The organism is Faecalibacterium sp. Marseille-Q4137, from assembly GCF_017377535.1.
GTDB classification, from domain to species: Bacteria; Bacillota; Clostridia; order Oscillospirales; family Ruminococcaceae; genus Faecalibacterium; species Faecalibacterium duncaniae.
The window spans coordinates 1-21357 of sequence record NZ_JAFREK010000002.1; the positions used below are offsets into that span (position 1 = coordinate 1).

18 protein-coding genes are annotated in these 21357 nt (G+C 53.7%); 5 read left to right on the forward strand and 13 right to left on the reverse strand.

The window, feature by feature from the left end; translation table 11 throughout:
• From J3353_RS01065 to J3353_RS01110, 10 genes are all read right to left on the reverse strand, one after another.
• Positions 1-979 (reverse strand): O-antigen ligase (locus tag J3353_RS01065; RefSeq protein ID WP_207683906.1); only part of this gene is annotated, 979 nt, incomplete at its 3' end.
• The gene (locus tag J3353_RS01070) at positions 972-1916 is read right to left on the reverse strand and encodes a glycosyltransferase family 2 protein (protein WP_207683907.1); all 945 of its coding nucleotides are present in this window, start codon (positions 1914-1916) and stop codon (positions 972-974) included. The genes J3353_RS01065 and J3353_RS01070, both read right to left, overlap by 8 nt.
• Before the next feature lie 577 nt (positions 1917-2493).
• A complete protein-coding gene (locus J3353_RS01075; protein WP_207683908.1) occupies positions 2494-3315 on the reverse strand; it encodes a glycosyltransferase in 822 nt (273 codons plus the stop codon).
• Complete coding sequence (locus tag J3353_RS01080; RefSeq protein ID WP_207683909.1) at positions 3312-4673, reverse strand: sugar transferase; 1362 nt, start codon at positions 4671-4673, stop codon at positions 3312-3314. Before J3353_RS01080 ends, J3353_RS01075 begins: the two co-directional genes overlap by 4 nt.
• Positions 4654-6969 (reverse strand): Helicase associated domain protein, encoded by a 2316-nt coding sequence (locus J3353_RS01085; protein WP_255536229.1) that lies wholly within the window; start codon positions 6967-6969, stop codon positions 4654-4656. Before J3353_RS01085 ends, J3353_RS01080 begins: the two co-directional genes overlap by 20 nt.
• Before the next feature lie 70 nt (positions 6970-7039).
• Positions 7040-8194, reverse strand: a complete 1155-nt coding sequence (locus tag J3353_RS01090) for a site-specific integrase (RefSeq protein WP_207683911.1) — start codon at positions 8192-8194, stop codon at positions 7040-7042.
• Positions 8195-8540: 346 nt separating this feature from the next.
• Positions 8541-8828, reverse strand: coding sequence for a tyrosine-type recombinase/integrase (locus J3353_RS01095; protein ID WP_207683912.1), 288 nt, complete (start codon positions 8826-8828; stop codon positions 8541-8543).
• A 179-nt stretch (positions 8829-9007) separates the two neighbouring features.
• Positions 9008-10039, reverse strand: a complete 1032-nt coding sequence (gene gap, locus J3353_RS01100) for a type I glyceraldehyde-3-phosphate dehydrogenase (RefSeq protein WP_097770377.1) — start codon at positions 10037-10039, stop codon at positions 9008-9010.
• A 175-nt stretch (positions 10040-10214) separates the two neighbouring features.
• Positions 10215-11021, reverse strand: coding sequence for a hypothetical protein (locus tag J3353_RS01105; RefSeq protein ID WP_207683913.1), 807 nt, complete (start codon positions 11019-11021; stop codon positions 10215-10217).
• The gene (locus tag J3353_RS01110) at positions 11021-12391 is read right to left on the reverse strand and encodes a citrate synthase (RefSeq protein WP_156058427.1); all 1371 of its coding nucleotides are present in this window, start codon (positions 12389-12391) and stop codon (positions 11021-11023) included. The genes J3353_RS01105 and J3353_RS01110 overlap by 1 nt, the downstream gene beginning before the upstream one ends.
• Positions 12392-12575: 184 nt before the next feature.
• Between J3353_RS01110 and J3353_RS01115 the strand changes: the two genes are divergently transcribed.
• Complete coding sequence (locus J3353_RS01115) at positions 12576-13595, forward strand: SpoIID/LytB domain-containing protein (RefSeq protein ID WP_207683914.1); 1020 nt, start codon at positions 12576-12578, stop codon at positions 13593-13595.
• A gap of 197 nt (positions 13596-13792) precedes the next feature.
• Here J3353_RS01115 and J3353_RS01120 read toward each other — a convergent pair whose 3' ends face one another.
• A complete protein-coding gene (locus J3353_RS01120; protein WP_197037321.1) occupies positions 13793-14491 on the reverse strand; it encodes a hypothetical protein in 699 nt (232 codons plus the stop codon).
• A gap of 289 nt (positions 14492-14780) precedes the next feature.
• On the opposite strand from J3353_RS01120, the gene J3353_RS01125 reads away from it, so the two are divergent.
• Entirely contained in the window at positions 14781-15779 is a 999-nt protein-coding gene (locus J3353_RS01125) for a glycosyltransferase family 2 protein (protein WP_154276689.1), read from the forward strand.
• A gap of 78 nt (positions 15780-15857) precedes the next feature.
• On the opposite strand, the gene J3353_RS01130 is transcribed toward J3353_RS01125, so the two are convergent.
• Positions 15858-16754, reverse strand: coding sequence for an Ice-structuring protein (locus J3353_RS01130; protein ID WP_207683915.1), 897 nt, complete (start codon positions 16752-16754; stop codon positions 15858-15860).
• Positions 16755-16868: 114 nt separating this feature from the next.
• Entirely contained in the window at positions 16869-17210 is a 342-nt protein-coding gene (locus J3353_RS01135; RefSeq protein WP_207683916.1) for an arsenate reductase family protein, read from the reverse strand.
• A gap of 156 nt (positions 17211-17366) precedes the next feature.
• Here J3353_RS01135 and J3353_RS01140 point away from each other — a divergent pair, with 156 nt between their 5' ends.
• The 3 genes from J3353_RS01140 (at position 17367) to tsaD (ending at position 21246) form a co-directional block, all read left to right on the forward strand.
• The gene (locus tag J3353_RS01140; RefSeq protein ID WP_005931159.1) at positions 17367-17555 is read left to right on the forward strand and encodes a ferredoxin; all 189 of its coding nucleotides are present in this window, start codon (positions 17367-17369) and stop codon (positions 17553-17555) included.
• Positions 17556-17676: 121 nt separating this feature from the next.
• Entirely contained in the window at positions 17677-20235 is a 2559-nt protein-coding gene (gene polA / locus J3353_RS01145; RefSeq protein WP_207683917.1) for a DNA polymerase I, read from the forward strand.
• A gap of 3 nt (positions 20236-20238) precedes the next feature.
• Positions 20239-21246, forward strand: a complete 1008-nt coding sequence (tsaD, locus tag J3353_RS01150) for a tRNA (adenosine(37)-N6)-threonylcarbamoyltransferase complex transferase subunit TsaD (RefSeq protein ID WP_005931163.1) — start codon at positions 20239-20241, stop codon at positions 21244-21246.
• The last annotated feature ends 111 nt before the right edge of the window (positions 21247-21357 follow it).

Here is a 21357-nt window from a genome sequence, read left to right on the forward strand (position 1 = left end):
TATTTATCGTTCCTTCAACACCCGCACTTATAGCTTGATATCCTGTAAATCCATATCCTTTTCCGAAAACAGGAGACTGCATAAACATATTAAACGCATTATGTTGAAATTCTGTTCTATAGAAATTGCTGCCTTCTGTTCTTGATATGCCTGCCGTGAAAAATCTACCAAAAAACTTCGAACTTGTTATTTCGTCAATTTTCATTGCTATAAATGCAATTCCTATCAGCGATATCATCACAATATCGATTACTTTCCTTTTTAGGATATACTTTTTCTTCCGAGGCATTAAGATAAGTAAATATATTCCAGCTGCAATCACCACAAAAGCTACTGCACCTCGAGATAAAGAATTAAGACATCCAAACAAATTAACAACAATTAGTGCTATTTTTTGTTTCTTCTCTATTTTAAGATTTAAAAGAAGGCACAATGAATATCCACAGATAAAGCCGGTTATCAATGCAATTCCTGCCATTGAGTATCCTCTTAATTGTAGCGAGCCATTTCCAGTATCAGCGTATAGGCCTCCAGCAAACGCTCCCTCTTTTGGGAGAAAATTAATTTTGGTGTTAAGAAAGCCCATGGTCACACTAATTGCTGACAACAAGACAAATAAATACTCAATAGTTTTTCTTTCCGTATCCTTCAAATCACGTGCTATAAAATAGGAACATACGGGAATCCAGTTTTGCCCCCACGTCATGACGGTCCCGATTATAGCATTTCCACTCACTAGTTGTAATAAGCCCCTAAAAAACGTATACGCAATATATGTCAAAACTATCCAGTCAGTTTTGGATAATTTCACTTTAAAATTGTATCTATCCAGTGTTGTTCCGAAGAATAGCACCATCAGAAATATATAGCCAACACGCATAAATGCTTTTGATACAAACAGCCCAATAAACTCATTAAACGTAATGAGTATTGCACAGTACACCCAAAAAACTAAGGCTACTCTTATCTTTTTATTCATTTCCAAATAATACCTTTATCATAAACTTGATATTTCGATATATGCTATTTGATTTAAGCCGTTTATCTGTCATCACGCACCATCTCGTCTTCATATTTCTGCTAGATTCTAATATTTCAAGAGAGATACTCCTGTCTTCTTCACTCATTACACCATTAAATTGTCTATATAGTATTTGAATGTCTGTATACCAACTATTCTTTGTTCTATCAAATATCCAAAATAATTCATTTTTTATTTTACCAAGTCCTAGTCTTCTCAAAGATGCTCCGACGACGTTCCCTGTATGTTGCCGATAATTAATGCGTGGTTCAAAATCATATATCGTTTTGCCAAAAAGGCTAGCCACTCTATATAACCATACGTCATGCATTGAATACTCCATCGGTTTTACCAGTTGTGCCATTTTTGCCAGCTTTTGGTTATACACTATTGTGCATCCTGTTGCCAAATTTTCTATCAAAGCAGCATATTTATTATTTGAAATGTGCGGAGACGTATGAGATATTCTTGAGAACTCATTATCTTCATTTACGATTCTCAGATTAGAATAGTATAGGATTGGTATATTCGGCATCCTCTTTTCTTCATTTCGAATGGCTTGAATGCCAGAGATCAGCTTGTTAGTATCCCATACATCATCTTGATCGGATAATGCAAAATATGATCCTTCAGTATAAGTACGAATTAAATATAGGAACGATGCACACGCTCGCATATTATTCCCATCGGATATAATCAGCATATCACTATGAGCGGCTTGATATTCTCTCAATATATCAAGTGTTCTGTCTGATGAGCCATCATCTCTTACAATAAGTCTCACATGAACTTTTTCCTGAGAAAAAATGCTATCCAACTGTTCTCTCAGAAACCTGTCTCCGTTATATGTGGACATCAAAACTGTCACATCTATGGGTGTATCTTTATAAATCATACAACTATTTCACACCTCAATAAACTATTATCAATGTTCATATCAACTTTTCGCCTTGTAAGCTTGCAATCACTTTCCATGTTCTGTTGCAGCCACCTGTCAGCGCATCCCGCTCTTTCTTGATAACCTTTTGTCACACTTTTCTTTCAATAAATCAGTGCGGAAACAAATTTGATTTTAAATTGTTTTGCCTATGTGTACCATGATTCCAGCTATTCCAATAATGGACAAAAATCTTCTTAACTTTCTCAAATATTTTCTATAATCGCATCAGCTAAGTAAAGAGATCAATCCTGTCCAATACTCAACCGCAATAGTCATAATCCACTATAGAGGACAGTGTTCAAAAGGTTTAGGGTTGCAGTAGCCTGCACACTCTGTGCTAGCTTCACCGAAACATGCTGTTCATCTGGCAACGCAATCATTTTCTCTGTAAACGACATTATCGGAAACGTTAGCTTTCTTATCGATATTAGGTTAGCAATCAATATCCGGGTGATTCAACCTCTCCAGAAGAAGATTGATCTGTTTCGGATTTTTATGATATTGAATCAAAATTGCAATTTTCATGTTCGCTTTACTTCCTCAATACTTTCTCAAACATAAACTTCCGCAGCCAATTTGGAGCCAACGCTGATCCGCTACGAATCACACAGCTCTTTATGTACTGCCCTTCGCCAATAAAGCCTTGGTTCTTCATAAACTTAAACAGCCTTGCCTGCGTCTTTGCATACTTCCAACCCGCACGTCGTCTATACATTTCCGAGCCGGCCCTCATATGGAGCAGCGGCTCCTGAATGTTATAACCCTGATACCCCACCATCAGCATCCGAAGCCAGAGATAATAATCTTCCAGCAGATAAAAATCCTGATAAGAGCCTACCGCCTCGACTGCTGATTTTTTATACATCACACACGGATGGTTAAATGGGCAGCGTTTCTTTGCAAACTCCACAATTTCCGCATTCGACTCCGGTGGTACTCGCATCGCATCAACAGTGCTCGGATCAGTAGTAAATTCCTCCACGATGCCGGAGCAGATACTTACTTCAGGATGTGCGTTGAATACCGCCATCTGTTTTTCACAGCGATTCGGATATGCAATATCATCGCTATCCATCCGAGCAACCAGCTCATTTTTACAGTGCTTGATGCCCTCATTCAGTGCATTGCCAAGTCCACCGTTCTTAGCAAGGCGAACGACATTTAAAGTTATCCCCATCTCTTGCTGCTTTTTGGCAATTACCTTGTCCAGCGCATCATTCAATGGTCCGTCACATACCAGTATGAAATCATCAGTTGGGAACGACTGTGATTGAACACTTTCAATTGCTTGCTCGAGGTATTCTGGCTTTTCCTTATAATAAACGGACATCAAGACACTGTAATTCTGCATCATTCTTCCGTCTCCTGCCCCATCGCCGTAGTTGCGCCTTCTGCCACGCCCTCGGTGCTCTCCGGCATGAACAAAATCTTCACCGTCGCCAGCATGATTTTCAGATCCTCGATCAGGCTGGGATGTGCAATATACATCAAATCCATCTGCAACTTATCGTAGGGCGTGGTATTATATTTACCGTACACCTGTGCATAACCGGTCAAGCCAGCCTTTGCTTGAAGCCGCAACGCAAACTCTGGCATCTCCTCGCAATACTGGGCGGCGATCTCAGGGCGTTCCGGGCGGGGCCCCACAATGGACAAGTCTCCCCGGAGGATATTTAAAAGCTGAGGAAGTTCATCCAGACGGCAGGCGCGGATGATATGACCGACCTTCGTGATACGTTCGTCCTTGTCACCAGTGGAAAGACGCGCCACACCGTCTTTTTCGGCATCCACACGCATGGATCGGAACTTCAAAATCTCGAACTGCTTACCGTCTTTGGTCAGGCGAACCTGCTTATAAAAAGCAGGACCACCATCGGATTTGACTGCAATAGCCGTAATCAGAAACACCGGGCTCAGGATAACCAGTGCCACCAGCGAGATCACAATATCCATGGCACGCTTGACAAACAAGAACTCCGGGCTTGCCATGTAGCGGCCCACACGCAGCATGGGCAGATGGAACATATGCATCGGCTGGGCACCGCTCATAATCACATCGCCCACACGAGGGATCACAAACACATTGATGCCCTGTCCCACACAGTATTTCAGGATGATATTGCGCTCATGGCTGTGAACACCGCTGATGAACACGCTCTGCATTCCATCCAGTAGGCTCAGGTCGTTCAGGCATTCTTCCACGTTCAATGTCATCTTGACATCGTATTTTTTTGAAAGACCGTACTCATTGATGAGCTTTTCCAATCCATGACGAACATCATAAACGACTGCAGTCGGCTGGGCCTGGAATGTATTAAAGTACCATCCATGCGCCAACTTCGCCCAGATTGAGGCCATCAGAATCTGTCCGGCAATCGCTGCGATGCCCGGCAGAAGATTGCAGAGCCGCCGGGCCATCAGGCAGATGACAATGTACAGAATGCCATCGGTTGCCATGGCTGCCAGCACCTGCCCATAAATCAATTCCGAAATGCGCTGCAAAGACATCCAGAACGCATCGTAAACTTTTCCCAGCAGGAAGAACAGTACCGCAAATAGACCGATCATGGCCCAATTGCCCTTCCAGCCAAACTTTGCATAGACCTGATATGAATAGTACAATTCCCAACAAAGTGCAAACGGAATTGTGATCATTACCAAATCGATGATTTTTACGATCTTCAACATCACATCATGCTGAAATTTTGACATAATACCCCAATAACTCCTTTAGTTGTTCTTTTTGTTTTTTACTTAACTTTTCCGACTCGTCTTGCAGCAACCGCTTCTGGTTGTATATCCACCGGCCAAGCCAAATGCCATCCGCAGTCTTGTATTTTGCTGAAATATCCAGATTTCCATGGCATCTTTTATACTCCTGCGCCAGCTCGTACCGGTGCTGCCACGGGTCAGGTTTCTCCCACTGCATTCCGATGGCATCCAGCAACTCAATGCGCTCGTGTGATAAGATTGCATTGCTCTTCTCCGGATTCCGATATGCATACTGCTGCCGCCGCACCCATTTTCCAAGAGCATAGCCCTCCGGCGAAATATATGCCACCGGAATGTCAAGGTTTCCATTTGCCTCAAAATATCGTTTCGCTGCCTGATAAACCTCATTCCACTGTCGGTCATAGCGACTGCCCCACTGCATTCCTATGGTTTCCAGTCGTTTGATCTGATCCGCAGACAACTTTTTCTGCTCATAGGCTAGTTCTTGATTTTGAATCCAGCGGCCAAGCGTTTTTCCATCTGCTGTTTTATAATCTCGTGGAACATCCAGATTTCCATACTCCTGCGCATAGACTGCCGCAAGTGCATACCCCTGTTCCCATCGGACATCAAATACCTTCCACGCCATCCCCAACTGATTCAACTGTCGGATGCGTTCTTCTATCAGTTTTCCATCGTTTCGGCGTTTCCGCGCATTGTTGATCCACTTTCCCAGAGGATAGTCATCTTTCGTTTTGTATTTCGCCGGGACCTGCAAATTCCCAAACTGTTCCCGAAATTTTCTCGCTTCTTCCAGACCACGTTCCCATGCGGCATCGTTGCGGTTGCCCCACTCCATCCCGATGCTGTCCAGCCGTGCTATTTGCTGTTCGGTCAAGTTCCCCGGAATCTGTCCCGCACGAACACGGCGCTGGGTCGTCAGCCATTCGCCAAGGCTCAATCCCGCCGGTGTGGTATAACGCTTTGGAATATTCAGGCTGCCATGCTCCGCATAGTAAATGCTTGCTTCCGAAAAATAATGGTCCCAACTAGAGGACAAGCTTGCTTGCAGCCGCTCAAACAGCACCCGGCAGTCATGCACCTGCTCGACAACTTCAAACCGTTCGGTGACGATCCTATCGCCCTCACCGTTGGCATAGAGCCGATGGACCGCCTCCTGCATCTCGCCCTGCAATCCCGCAATGCTGCATAGACCCTCGAAGTTGTTGACTACATCAAGGATAAGCGGCGTAGAATTTTCCCCAGCGGTCAAAGCGCGTCCAATCTGCTGCTTGTAGATGATGGGTGAAATGGTGGGCCGGAACAGGATGACACCTGAAATGCCTTCTACATGAACGCCCTCGTTCAGCATGTCGATGCAAAACAGCAGCTTCAGGCGGTCACTTTCATTGGCCTTGAAGTCGGCAAAAGCCTTGTCTGTACCGGGGTCATCCGAGTAGGCTTCGTAGACCGCCACTTCCGCATTCACCTTTGCAAACCACTCCGGCACATGAGAGATCATTTCGTCCATGTGCTCCTTGTTGGCGCAGAACACGATGTACTTTCCAGACTTGTTCGTGATATGATGAGCGAAAACCTTATCTAATCCATCCGCCTGTTCCAGCGCCCGGCGCAGGGCATCCAGATATTTTTGATTCACATCCTGAATGCCGGGAGAATGCAGATTATCCACTCTTGTCTGATAACGTGCCAAGTCTTTCTGATATTGGTAGACCGTTGTTACATAGTTTGGAGCAGGCAAAATACCCCTGACGATTGCTTCGCCAAGGGTCATGTCGCTCGCAACACGGCCATCAAAAAGCTCTTCGGCCATGTCGCGGTTATTATCCAGATATCGGATGTTTGTCGCTGTTAAGCCCAGCAGTTTTGCCTCCGGACATAACTTTAACAAAGCCACCGTGCTTTCGCCCCAGCATTCCGCGCCGGCACGGTGGAATTCGTCCAATATGATATAAGAGGGCTGAAGTCCTGCGATTTCTGCAAGCCGGCCTTCGGTACAGCACATCAGCTTCGCATAGGTGTAAAAATGGACGTTCGCCAGCGGAAAGTCCGAGTCGTTCCTTTTCAGGCTCTCCAGCTGTGTCTTGAAGATATATTCACTGGGAGAAAGCCAGATCACGACCTTCTCCGGGTTATCCTCGATCAACTTAAACGCAATGTAGCTCTTTCCGGTGCCAGTGGGATGAACAATGGCGGCCTTGCCATACTGCTCCATCATCCGGACTGCCGCATGATATGCTTTCTCGTTGTGCTCAAACAGACACAGTGCCACCATATTCACCCCTTTCCGCAATAAAGGAGTATCCTTCACATGGAAAATTGAGGGCCATGAGCGAAATATAACGTTATTCCATTAGACTTTGCGTTTTCCTACTCCTCATTGACACCTGATGGGAGAATATTCGGTTCATCTCCCTGCGCTTTCGGGTCAGGTCAGAGTGCACATAGCGCTGCAAGGTGATGTTGGCGTTGGCGTGTCCCAACAATTCGCTGAGGGTCTTTACATCGCACCCAGCCTGCAGACAGGTGGTAGCAAAGGTGTGGCGCAGCGCGTGCGGGCGCACTTGACGGACAGTCGCCTGCTTCAGATACGCTTTGATGCTTTTCCGATAGCAGCGGGGTTCGGTTGGCTTGGACTCGCTGCCGGACAGGAACCATGCAGCATTGCTGGCACTTCCGCGCAGCTTTTTCAGCATAATAAGCAGCTGTTTCGGGATTGGAATTTCCCGGCGGGAGGTGCGGGTTTTAGGCGTTTGAATGACTACCTTTGTATGACCGTTTCCACAGGAAATTCGGCAGACCGTCCGATTGATGTTCAGCGTGCCGAGTTTCAGGTCAAAATCGCCCCATTGCAGGCCGCAGATCTCACCAATTCGAAGCCCCAATTCCAGCCCCAGTAGTAAGCCGATTTTGCGAGGCGTGGGGTTCGCCTGTACATATTGATGAAGTCGCTGCTGTTCCGCCGGGGAGAGAGGCGTAGAAATTTTGTCGATGGCTTTTGGCAGCGCAACTTCCAGCTCCATTGGACGAATCAAACGTAAATGAGCGGCATATTTGCAGATACGTCGCAGCATCGAGAGGCATTCCCGGGCGGAGGAGTTTCCCAGTGGCTTGTGTGCCGCATCTGTGGGCGTGATGATTTGCTGCATGGCCTGTTCCAGAAAGCTTTCCTCAAGGGATGCAACGGGCACCTTGCTCAAAACCGGAAGAAGATATTTGTGCAGCGTGTACGAATAATGCGCATAGGTGGATTCTTTTATAGCGTTTTTCAGGGAGCACAGCCACACCTCGGACAGTACTTCAAAGGTTAGGCCGGTTTGATTCAGGTTGTAGAACCCCGCCTCCGCTTTTCTCTGGATTAGTACCCGTTTGACCTCCGCATAGGCCGTTCCGTAAACGTAACCCCACTGGATCTTCCCCTCCGGTGTGCGCGCCTTGATGTACCTGCCTTCCCACCGACCGTCCTTACGCTTGCGAATGTTTTCTCCCCGTCGCGCCATCGCTGTTTCCTCCTGCTGTTTAGACCCTCATCTGACCCCTTATTTTCTCAATCTTCGTTTACAGCTGGAATTATTATACAAAACTGGGCATGACACAAAAACAATCCGGCCTTCGCGATGTTTTTTCAGGGTCAAATGTGATACATTTATGATGATTTCTATTGAATCCCAGATATAACCATGATAAAATAAGATGAGATTATAGACAACGATGTCAAAGGAACGGTATCCTCCATTTTCCATGTGAAGGATACTTTTTTCTTTTTTGAGCAACCTTCTTCTTAACGCAAAAAGGCCCCTGCCCATCACATTTCTGTGAAAGGCAGAGGCCTTCTGTTGATAGATTTTAATGTTTCAGCATCCGGGCAACTGCTTCATCCGTCAAAGGCTTCCCGTTCTTGCTGAGAAACAGGTTCTTGTGGCGACTGGGATATTCCTTTAAATAGGCATCCCGTAGGGTACGATACTTCATCAGCTGCTTGGACAACGCAGGCGACTTTGGCACCACACGTTCCTTGCTGCCCTTGCCATGCTTGACCAGAATATAGTCCGGTTTGATGTCTTCCGGCTCCATCAGGATCATCTCATTGCAGCGCATCCCGGTGTCGAATAGTAATATAATACAGAAATTCATCGCGGAGATCCTTCAAACACATAAAAAAACACCCTTCCTCTCACGGAAACCCGCAAAAGGAAGGGTGTTGAACTCAATATCCTGTTGTCGTACCAATCGCAGCATGTTCGTACCAGAAAGGTCAACACAAGCTGTTACTCAGCACGACACCTCAAGCACTTTTGAGCGCAAGAACGCAATCAGCAGTTCTCAGCGAAGTACTTAATGGTACGGACCATCTGAGAGGTGTAGGAGTTCTCGTTGTCGTACCAGGACACGACCTGAACCTGATAGGTGTCGTCGTCGATCTTAGCGACCATGGTCTGGGTAGCGTCGAACAGAGAGCCGTAACGCATGCCGATGACATCGGAAGAAACGATCGGATCCTCGTTGTAGCCGAAGGACTCAGAGGTAGCAGCCTTCATAGCAGCATTGATGGACTCCTTGGTGACATCCTTGCCCTTGACAACGGCAACCAGGATGGTGGTAGAACCGGTGGGAACGGGCACACGCTGAGCAGAGCCGATCAGCTTGCCGTTCAGCTCGGGAATGACCAGGCCGATAGCCTTAGCAGCGCCGGTGCTGTTGGGAACGATGTTCTGTGCGCCAGCACGAGCACGGCGCAGGTCGCCCTTGCGCTGAGGACCATCCAGGATCATCTGGTCGCCGGTGTAAGCATGAACAGTGGTCATGATGCCGGAAACGATGGGGTAGGTCTTGTTCAGGGTGTCAGCCATGGGAGCCAGGCAGTTGGTGGTGCAGGAAGCAGCAGAGATGACCTGATCCTCAGCGGTCAGGGTCTTCTCGTTGACGGAGAAGACGATGGTCTTCAGGTCGTTGCCTGCGGGAGCAGAGATAACGACCTTCTTTGCGCCAGCCTGGATGTGAGCCATGCTCTTCTCCTTGCTGGTGTAGAAGCCGGTGCACTCCAGAACGACATCAACGTTCAGCTCGCCCCAGGGAGCATCCTTTGCGTCCTTAACAGCGTAGATCTTGATCTCCTTGCCGTCGACGATGATGGAATCCTCGGTAGCCTCGACAGTGTGCTTGGCTTCGCCGATCTTGCCGCAGAAGGAACCCTGAGCGGTATCGTACTTCAGCAGGTGAGCCAGCATCTTGGGGCTGGTCAGATCGTTGATTGCAACGACCTCGTAACCCTCAGCATCAAACATCTGACGGAAAGCCAGACGGCCAATACGACCAAAACCATTGATAGCAACTCTAACAGCCATGTTAATAGTACCTCCTAAATGTTCTTACCCTTTTATCGGATAATAATCACGGTAGCTTTATTATAGACCAAATTGCGGAAACCTTCAAGTGCCCGCCAAAAAATTAACAAGGTAATTTCACACTTTTTTGTTTTTGAACGATTTTCACAGCTTTTATGGGAATCTTTTCAGCAATTCAACCAACGGCGTGTCGGGGTATTGCAGGCCTTCCGTCACTTCCTGCCACCCGCGCCACAGTGAAAAGCCCCAGCGCGCCGATGCAGCACATGCCAAAGCCAAACAGCACCTCGGGCAGGTCAGCCGCCGTGATGCCGTGGAACAGCAGCACCAGCACCCGGGGCAGCTCCCAGCAGAAGCAGAGCAGGAACGTGCAGATCCCGGCCTCGCACAGCTGGCAGCCGTTGGACGTTTCCGGCAGCCAAAGGGCGCGGATCATCGCCGAAAGAAACACCAGCGCAGCCAGCATCTGCCAGACCATGGCAGTCGGCTCCACCCGGTGCCAGCTGGAGCTGTTCTCCATAAAGCGGCTCAGCACCCCCCAGTAGAACACCGCCGTGCCAAGCACCGCCGGAGTCATGCTCCGGCCGGGCAGACGGTATTTTCCCTTATGCGTCCAGCTGCGGCCCAGTCGGATCAGCCAGACAGCGCACACCAGCTCCAGCACGGCACGCACCAGCGCGCCAACGCCGGTCATGCCCACTGCCAGACGCACCGCACCGGCCAGGCCGACACACACGCCGCCCAGCACCGATGTAACTCCCACCGGCCTGCACGCACTGCGCAAAACAAGGGGCTGGCGGGCCAGCTTCCGGGCTGCGATGATGCCAACGACCAGCGCCGCCCACAGGCTGCCGTACCGCAGCCAGACAGAGCCCGCCGTGCACAGGCCGGTGTTCCAGTCCGTCCACAAGGCAAGATCAAGCCCGCGCCCAATGGCAAGGGCACCACCACAGGTGAAAATCAGCACAAATAAAGCGTTCATCAGCGTTCCTCGATCGGTTTATATTTCTGGCGCACGCCCAGATATTTATAGGCGGGCCGGATGATCCGGTTGGCAAAAATGACTTCCTCTACCCGGTGTGCGCACCAACCCGGCACACGGGCAATGGCGAACAGCGGGGTGTAGATATCCTCAGAGATGCCCAGCATGTTGTAGATCAGGCCGCTGAACAGGTCCACATTGGCGCACACCGGCTTGCTGCTGCCCTTTTCCTCGGCAAAGATATCGGGAGCCAGCCGCTCGATGCTGCACAGCATGTTGTACTCTTCCTCAAAGCCCTTCTCGTAGGCCAGGTGCTTGGCGCGCTCCTTCAGGATGACCTCACGGGGATCGCTCATGGTATAGACCGCATGGCCCATACCGTAGATCAGGCCGGAGCCGTCGCCCGCCTGCTTGCGCAGGATGCGGCGCAGATACTCGCGCACCTCGTCGTCATCCTCTGGGTGCTCCACATGCTTGAGGATATCCTGCAGCTGGCGGTTGACCATCAGGTTGGCACCGCCGTGCTTGGGGCCCTTCAGCGCGCCAATGGCGGCTGCAATGGCCGAGTAGGTGTCGGTGCCCGAGGAGGACAGCACACGGGCGGTGAAGGTGGAGCAGTTGCCGCCGCCGTGGTCGGCGTGGACCAGCAGACACATATCCAGCAGCTTGGCTTCCTCGTGGGTAAACTTCTGGTCCGGGCGGTAGGTGCTCAGGATGTGCTCCGCCGTGCTCTGGCCGGGCTTTGGCATGTGGAAGAACATGCTCTGCTTGTCATAATAGCGGCGCTTCATCTGGTAAGCGTTCACCATCATGGTGGGCATACTGGCGATCAGGTTGATGCTCTGGTTCAGGATATTCTCCAGCGTCAGGTCCTCGGCGTGCTCGTCGTAGGAATACAAGCCCAGCACGCACCGCTGCATCTTGTTCATAATATTGGGCGAAGGAGCATTCATGGTATCCATAAAGCCATCGGGCAGGGCGCGGTGCTCTGCCAGCAGCTCACAGAAATCGTCCAGCTGCTCCTGGGTGGGCAAGCTGCCGAACAGCAGCAGCCAGATGACCTCTTCAAACACAAAGCGGTCGTTGCGGTAGGCCTCATTCACGATCTCGTTGATGTCCACACCGCGGTAGATCAGACGGCCCGGAATGGGAATGACATGCCCCTCCTGATCCTTTTTGTAGCCCACAACGTCACAGACATTGGTCAGGCCTGCCAGCACACCGGTGCCATCCGGGTTGCGCAGGCCGCGCTTGACACCGAGACGCTCACTCGTCTCCGGGTCGATGTAGTTGTTTGCCAGATACTCTTCACACAGCGTCCGCATGGTCTGCGAGTCCAGCGACGCTACTTCTGCATGGGTATAGTTCATGCGCGAATTCCCCTTTCTCTTATTTCTCTCTTATATACTTTCCTGCCATCCACCATGATGGCACACCCTTATGATAGCGCTTTTGTGAAGTAAATTCAAGTCTTGGATGAAATGTGCGCTTTTTCACCCTGCCGGGCTGGTACACTGGGCCCAGAAAAATGCCTGTCCGGGAGGGAAAACTACGATGAAAAAGACATTCTTTCTCCTCTGCGCCCTGCTGCTGGTGCTGGGCACACTCCTGCCGATCGCCGGTTACCGGCTGACACTGGCGGTGTTCGGCCCGGCACAGGGGGCTTCTTCCGCTCCCCTGCCGGGCACTGCGGCTTCGGAAACCGCCCCGGACAGCGCCGCCGTGCCGCCCTCCGATCAGGACAGCGAGAGCTTTCTGCTGGCCGACCAGAGCGCCGGGGCCGTAGTCTCGGTACCCCGGCGGGACTATCTGATCGGTGCCGTGGCGGCGGAAATGCCCATCAGCTGGCCGGACGAGGCGCTCAAGGCGCAGGCCATCGCGGCCCACAGCTATGCCCTCTACTGCCGCGACCATGCCGCCGAACCGGCTTCCGGCTGGCTGAGCGTGGATCCCGTCCGGCGGCAGGGATACTTAACAGATGCAGTCCTCCGCAGCTACTGGGGCACCGCCTATGAGGAGAACTATGCCCGCCTCTCGGCGCTGGTGGACAGTGTGATGACCGATGTGCTCTACTATGGCAGCGCCCCCGCCGGGACAAGCTACTTTGCCATCTCCAACGGCATGACTGAAGCCAGCGAAAACGTCTGGGGCACTGCCCTTCCCTATCTTGTGGCCGTGGACAGCTCCACCGACCTCAATGCGGACAACTACCTTTATACCGTCCAATTCACCACCGAACAGATGCAGCAGACTCTCACCGGGCTGGGCCTGCTCCCTGACCCTGCCGCACCTGCCAGCTGGTTCGGAGAGGCCGCGCTCACCCCTTCGGGCTATGTAGCCTCCCTGCCTGTCTGCGGGCAGAGCGTCACTGGCCCGGCCCTGCGCAAGGCGCTTGGCCTGCGGAGCGCCTGCTTCACGGTACAGTATCAGGAGGGCAGCTTTCTCTTCACCACCAAGGGCTATGGCCACGGTGTGGGGCTGAGCCAGTGGGGTGCCAAGGCGCTGGCCGAGCAGGGACAGAGCGCGGAAGAAATTCTGGCGCACTATTTCCCGGGGACAGAGCTGCGGAGGTGAACGGGCTCACCCTCTCCGTCATCGCTTACGCGATGCCACCTCCCCCAAAGTGGGAGGCCTTGGCAGTAAATGCAAGGTTTGCGGTTTTGTCAAAAGCTCTCCCTTTGGGAGAGCTGGACGCGAAGCGGCCTGAGAGGGTGAGGATGCTAACAAAAAAGGCAGCTGACCCAACGGCCAGCTGCCCAGAAGATCAATATTCAGCCAAACAGGCTCGTCCACCAATCCTGACTGCTGCTTTCCTCGCCAGCAGCGGCTTCAGTCTCTGCCGCAGTCTCAGTTTCCGCGGCGGCTTCCTCCGCCTGCACAGCCTCTTCCAGAAGCTCCAGACCATCGTCATTGCCATCCTCGGTGATGTACCAGTAGCAGGACGCGCCGCCAATGGAGATGCTGGCGGCAGACAGCGGCACACGGCCGGAGGCAACCCCGTTGGAAGGATCGGAACAGTAGAACACGCCGTCGGTGTAGTCCGTCAGGAGCACGGCATGGGGTCTGGTGCGGTCGTACAGCACGATGCCCTCCGGATGCTCTGCCAGAATGGAGACCAGCGCTTCCGTCTTGGCCGCCTTGCCCGAGGGCAGGGTCGCATAACCCACATGCATATCGTTGTATGTAAAGCTGTGGGAGAGCCCACCCGACCAGGCCGTGCTCTTGATGCCGTTTTCGGTCACATCCACCCAGCTGTCCATCCCGTCCAGATAGGCCCGGCGGCGAAGCATCATTGCGGCAGAGGCCAGGGTGCAGGTTCCACCCCGGCTCTGTTTGAAGTAGAACCCAACATCAACGTTCAGGTCCACGGCCAGTGCCCCGGGGAGCAGCACGGCCATCAGGGCCATCGTTGCAAGCAGGGCAGCGAGAGTTTTCCGAAGTTTGCTTCCAAAGTGCTTGGCTGTTTCCACGTCAGTATCCTTTCTTCACAAAAGAGCGTTTCATTCACTGGTGTAAAGTATATCATCCTGTTACTCTTTTGTAAACACTTTTGCAGCCATTTTCTCAATATTTACACGCTTTGGTCACAATTCAAGGGCAGATTGCACAACCGTGCAGTGAAGTGGTTGGTTATTTGCTACAAAAGTCCGGAAAAGTTTTTCATTGTGCTTTCCGCTTTTCTTCCCAACTGCCGGTTTCTTTTTCAACGCAATTATGGTATAATCTGCCCTGAAGTTGAATTTTCAGGAGCATTTATATATGAAAGCAACCATCGTTATCCCCAACATCAACGGCAAAGGCTGGCTCAAGGACTCCATCGAGTCGGTCTATGCCCAGACAGAGCAGGATTTTGAGCTCATCATCGTGGACAACGGTTCCACCGATGAAAGTCTGGAGCAGGCCCGCAGCTACTGCGGCCGCCCCAACTTCACCCTGATCGAAAACGGCACCAACACCGGCTTCTCCCACGCCGTGAATCAGGGCATTGCCCGGGCCAAGGGCGAGTATGTGGTCATGTTCAACAACGATGCCTTTGCCGAGCCGAACTGGCTGGCCGAGCTCATCCGCACCGCCGAGACCGATCCCAAAATTTTTGCCGTGCAGAGCCTGATGCTCCGCCACTTTGAACGGGAGCTGGCCGACGATGCCGGTGATTACGTCACCTGGATGGGCTTTGCCTGCAAGACCGGCGACGGCCGCCGGGCCAGCCGCTACACCAAACAGAAGCGCATCTTCTCGGCCTGCGGCGGCGCGGCGCTCTACCGCAAGAGCATTCTGGAGGAGATCGGCACCTTTGACGAGAACTTCTTCGCCTACTTTGAGGATGTGGACCTGAGCTGGCGCGCCAACAACGCAGGTTACAAGTGTGTCCTCTGCCCCACCGCAAAATGCTACCACATCTGCGGTGCCAGCACCGGCGCGGTGAAGTACAACGCCTTCAAGAGCCAGCAGAGCGGCCGGAACAGCATCCTGCTCCCCCTCAAGAACGAGCCGCTGCTCATGCTCATCCTGAACTTTCTTCCGCTGGCGCTGGGCTATCTGCTCAAATGCTACAAGTTCCACAAGCAGGGCTTTGGCGAAGCCTGGGACAAGGGAATGCACGAAGCCTTTGCCCTGCTCAAAGAGGGACGGCTCGGCAAGCGCCCCTTCCGCCTGAAGGACCTGCCCAACTATATCCTCATGGAGCTGTGGATGATTTGGAACATGGTGCCCTACCTGTGGTATCGTCTGGTCGTGGTCAGGTTTGATCTGAAGTAATCAGGAAACAAAAACACCCCTGCGTGGAATGCTTCACACATTCCGTACAGGGGTGTTCTGTCAGATTTCGGTTTTCGGTTATGCCGCCGGGCTCTCAGAGGAAGCCTCGGTACTCTCAGCCGGGGTGCTCTCCGCCGCCTCTTCCACCGGGGCAGCCTCCTCAGCAACGGCGCTGGCGGCGGCAGAATCGCCTGCGGTTGCAAGGATGGCATCGTTGACCTCACTCTCGGCCAGCGGGGCAGGCTCCGCGGCAGAGACTGCACTGTCGGCAGATTCGGGCTTGGTCTCGCTGTCGGTCAGGCCGGTCAGGTACCAGCTGCCGCTCTGGCGGCTGAACAGGTAATCCATATACTTGGTGGGCGTGTCGGACGAGGTGTTCAGGATGCTGTCATCACTGCTCTGGGTGGGGATATAGCCCACGGTAACGTGGAGCAGGCCGTCCTTCTTGAACAGTCTGGTGACGGTAGCGCGGAAAGTGCCCACGCTGCCGGTGACGGGGATCTTATAGCACTGGGTTGTCTCATCGAACTCGACAGTCATGTCGTCCATCTCAAAGCTCTTGTGGGTCAGCTTGAAGCTGGGGCCCACCAGCTTTGCCAGATAGGCATCCACATCCACCGAGGGCAGCAGCAGCTGTTCGGTGTCGGGGTCCGTGTTGTAGTTATCAAAGCTTCCCTGGGTCTCCTGGATGCTGTACACGCAGCCCCAGACGGCGGCTTCGCGCAGGGTCAGGTCATCGATGTTCTCGATGCCGTCAAAGGGCAGCGGGTCAAACAGGACCAGTCCTTCCAGCCGGTCCTCATATTCCGCTTTCTGCTGGGTGTCGTCAAACAGGGTGGCCACACCCTTCACACCGGCCCGCACGACCGTTACAATGCCCACCAGCGCCAGCACGGCGATCAGCAGGCCAAGGGTCTGCCGGGCGCGGCGGCGGTGGAGCCGGGCGTGTTCTTCCGGGGTCATATAGGTCTTCATATCGTTATCGTCTCCTAAATCAGGTCATCTTTTGGGGAAATACCAGCTTTCAGTATACCACAAACTGCCCGCCGGTGCAAAACCCGAGGCGTGGATTTTTTGTGAAAGCGCGATTTATTCCCACGTTTTCCAGATCTCAGGCTGGTAGCCCACGGTGGCCTTTTTGCCGTTGCGCACGATGGGCGTTTTGAAGAGCTGCTGATTCTCGAACAGCTTGTCCTCCTTCTGCCAATCCACCAGTGCATCCAGCAGGGCCAGCGTCTGCTTATCCTTTGCCGTCGGGTTCACCAGCTGCTCCCAGCCGCCCAGCGCGCGGGCCACGTTCTCAAACTCGCCCCGGCTCATCTCTTTTTCCTTCAGGTCGATCATCTGGAACTTGATGCCCCGCTCCTTGAAATAGCGCTGGGCCTTTTTGGTATCAAAGCACTTGCTGGTGCCAAAGATCTGAATGTTCATCGTTTTTCCTCCTGGATCCTGTGTGCTCTATTGTATCATATCTGCCGGAAAAAACCTAGGGATAATTCATCTTCTTTCCGTCCATACTTGCTTTATCACAAGCCGCCCCTGAGATTGAACGAAGGGCGGGCCATTTCAGAAAGAGAGGAACTTCCCATGAAAGCATTCGTTGACCCCGATCTCTGCATCGGCTGCACCCAGTGCACCGGGATCTGCCCCGAGGTGTTCCAGATGACAGGTATCCTGGCCGTCGCTGTGCCGGGCGAGCTGCCGCCCGACACCGTACCCACCGCCGTGGAAGCCGCACAGGCCTGCCCGGTGAGCGCCATCACCATCTCGGAGTAACACCTTCACCTGCCTTCCCAACACGGGAGGGCATTTTTGTTTTTTCTGCAAAAATCCCCCGCTGGTCCCCATTTTGTGTTATACTATAAATTGAGTTATAATGCAATGGAGGAGACTGACTATGCGTTTACTGGTCATTGACGGCAACAGCATTGCCAACCGTGCCTTTTACGGCATCAAGCTGCTGACCACCAAGGACGGCCGCTATACCAATGCCATCTTCGGCTTTTTGAATATTATGAATTCCCTGCTCCGGGAGTGTGAGCCCGACGAGGTGGCCGTTGCTTTCGATCTGAAGCACCCCACCTTCCGCCACGAAATGTATGACGGCTACAAGGGCACCCGCCACGCCATGCCGGACGAGCTGGCCCAGCAGATGCCCATCCTGAAAGAACTGCTCACCGACCTGGGCTACCGTCAGGTATCGGCAAAGGGCTGGGAGGCCGACGACATTCTGGGCACGCTGGCCGCTGCCTGCGAGGCCCGCAGGGACGACTGCTTTCTGGCCACGGGAGACCGCGACAGCCTGCAGCTGGTGAGCGAGACCACCACCGTGCTGCTGGCCACCAGCGCCATGGGCCGCAGCAAAACGGAGACCATGGATCTGGATGCCATCCACGAAAAGTACGGCATCGAGCCCAAGCAGCTCATCGAGGTGAAGAGCCTGATGGGCGACACCTCCGACAACATTCCGGGCGTGAAGGGCATCGGCGAAAAGACCGCCATGACCCTGGTCAAGAACTTCGGCACCCTGGACAGCGTGTACGACCATCTGGACAGCCCGATCATCAAGCCCCGTCAGCGGGAAAACCTGCTGGCCTGCCGGGAGGATGCTTACCTCAGCCACACGCTGGGCACCATCCGCACCGATGCTCCCATCGACACAGCGGAAGGGGCCTACAAGGTGACCGAGGGCAACAAGCCCGCCGCTGTCCGTCTGATGCAGGAGCTGGAGATCCAGACCCTCATCACCCGGTTCGGGCTGGACGGCATCGTTCCGGAACAGGACCCCGATACCCTGCCGGAGGTGGACGCAGCCATTGCGTCCCTGCCCGCAGAGCCTTCCGGCCACTATCTGGTGGCCGCACGCCCCGCCGTTCTGGGCAAAAAGAGCGCGGTCGTGCAGCCGGAGGCCTGGTACGCTGTGCAGGACACCACCGTGTATCCCCTCTCCGAGGAGGAGCTGGTCTCCCTGCTGGACGACCCCAAGGTAACGCTGGACGTGTTTGATTCCGCCCCCCTCTACGCCAGAGCCATGGCCGCAGGCAGCTGGGGCAGCAGCATCGTCTGGGATGGCAAGCTGGCCGCCTACCTGCTGGATGCTTCCGCTTCCCACTATCTGCTCACCACCCTTGCCACCAGCTACCATGCAAAATCGGCGTTCTCCTGTGAGGAGTACCCCGATGCCGGTTTCCTGGCAGACCTCTTCGCCAGAATGAAGGCGGAGATCACCGAAAACGGCGAGGACGAGCTCTACAACAACATTGAGTTCCCGCTGGCACAGGTGTTGGCCGATATGACCCGCACCGGTATCCTTGTAGACCGTGAGGGCATCGAAGCCTTCGGCGTGCAGCTGCGGCAGGAGCTGGACCAGGTGCTGACCCGCATCGAGATGGAGGCAGGCACCTCCGATTTCAACCCCAACAGCCCCAAACAGCTGGGCACCCTGCTCTTTGATACCATGGGCCTGCCCCATGGCAAAAAGACGAAGAACGGCTGGTCCACCGATGCCGAGACACTGGAAAAGCTGCGGGACATCCCGCTGGTGGAGGACATTCTCCAGTACCGTGCCTGCCAGAAGCTGAACTCCACCTATGTGGAGGGTCTGCTCAAGGTCATCGGCGAGGACGGCCGCATCCACACCCGTTTCAACCAGACCGAGGCCCGCACCGGGCGGCTCTCCTCTGACAATCCCAACCTGCAGAACATCCCCATCCGCACCGAGATGGGCAGCAAGCTCCGCGCCTACTTTGTGGCAAAGCCCGGCTGCGTGCTGGTGGATGCCGATTACAGCCAGATCGAACTGCGCATCCTGGCCCATGTCACCGGCGATGCGCACATGCAGGAGGCTTTCCTCTCCGGTGCCGACATCCACCGCAGCACCGCAGCCAAGATCTACAATATCCGGCCTGAGGATGTCACGCCCCGCCTGCGCTCCAGCGCCAAGGCCATCAACTTTGGCATCATGTACGGCAAGGGCGCTTACAGCCTTTCCAAGGACATCGGCGTGAGCGTCAAGGAAGCAGAGGCCTTCCTGCAGACCTATCTGGCCACCTTCCCCAATATCGACGGTTATATGGAAAAGACCATTGCGGATGCCCGCCAGTGCGGCTACGTTTCCACCCTGTTCGGCCGCCGCCGCGCCCTGCCGGAGCTGAACAGCAACAACCACAACATCCGGGCCAGCGGCGAGCGGATGGCCCGCAACACCCCCATTCAGGGCACGGCTGCTGATGTCATCAAGCTGGCCATGGTGCGTGTCTGGCGGCGGCTGCGGGACGAAAAGATGGAAAGCCGCCTGATCCTGACGGTCCACGATGAACTGATCGTGGAAGCCCCGGAGGCGGAGGCCGAAAAGGCCGCGCAGATCCTGCGGGAGGAAATGGAAGGCTGCGTGCACTACGCGGTGCCCCTGAGCACCGATGTGCATACTGGCAAAAACTGGCTGGAGGCCCACTGAACTATGATCGTTTTAGGAATCGAATCCACCTGCGACGAGACCGCCGCATCCCTTGTGGAGGATGGCCGCCGCCTGTTGAGCAACGTCATCTCCACCAGCGTCAAGGAGCAGGCTCTTTATGGCGGCGTGGTCCCTGAGATCGCCAGCCGCCGCCACTGCGAGTTCATCAGCGCCACGGTCAAAAAGGCTCTGCTGGACGCAGGCAAGACCATGGACGATGTGGACGCGGTGGCTGTCACCTTTGCGCCGGGCCTGATTGGCGCGGTGCTGGTGGGCGTGAACTTTGCCAAGGGGCTGGCCTATTCTGCCAACAAGCCGCTGGTTCCGGTGCATCACCTGCGGGGCCACATTGCGGCCCTCTACCTGACCCACCCGGAGCTCAAGCCGCCCTTCCTCTGTCTGGTGGCATCCGGCGGCCACAGCCATATCGTGGAGGTGCAGGACTACACCCACTACCACATTCTGGGCCACACCGTGGACGATGCCGCCGGCGAAGCCTTTGACAAGGTTGCCCGCACCCTGGGTCTGCCCTATCCCGGCGGCCCCAGCGTGGCAAATGCCGCCAAAACAGGCGACCCCAAGGCCTACCGCCTGCCGGTACCCCATGTGGACGGCAAGTACAACGTCAGCTTCTCCGGCCTGAAAACCGCCGTGCTGAACGAGGTAAACAAGGCCCAGATGAAGAACGAGGAGATCAACGTGCCTGATCTGGCGGCAAGCTTTCAGGAGCGCATTGCGGGCATTCTGGCCGAAAAGCTGCTGCTGGCTGCTGCCGACACCGGGGCCAAGCAGGTCTGTCTGGCGGGCGGTGTGGCCGCCAATGGCCGCCTGCGTCAGCTGGTGAACGATGGTGCCCAGAAACTGGGGGCCAAGGTCTATCTGCCGGAGCTGAAATTCTGCGGCGACAACGGCGCAATGATCGCGGCGCAGGGCTACTACCAGTACATGGCGGGCCACACGGCGGGCCTTGATCTGAACGGTCTGCCCACCCTGCCCATCGACTACGAATAAACGAAGCAAAACCAAAGCTCCCGGAGCGGTGCGGCATTCAGTGCCACTGCTCCGGGAGCTTTTTGCCCTGCTGCGGGCGCACAGCCAAAAAGGCACCCTCGCCTTTCAGCG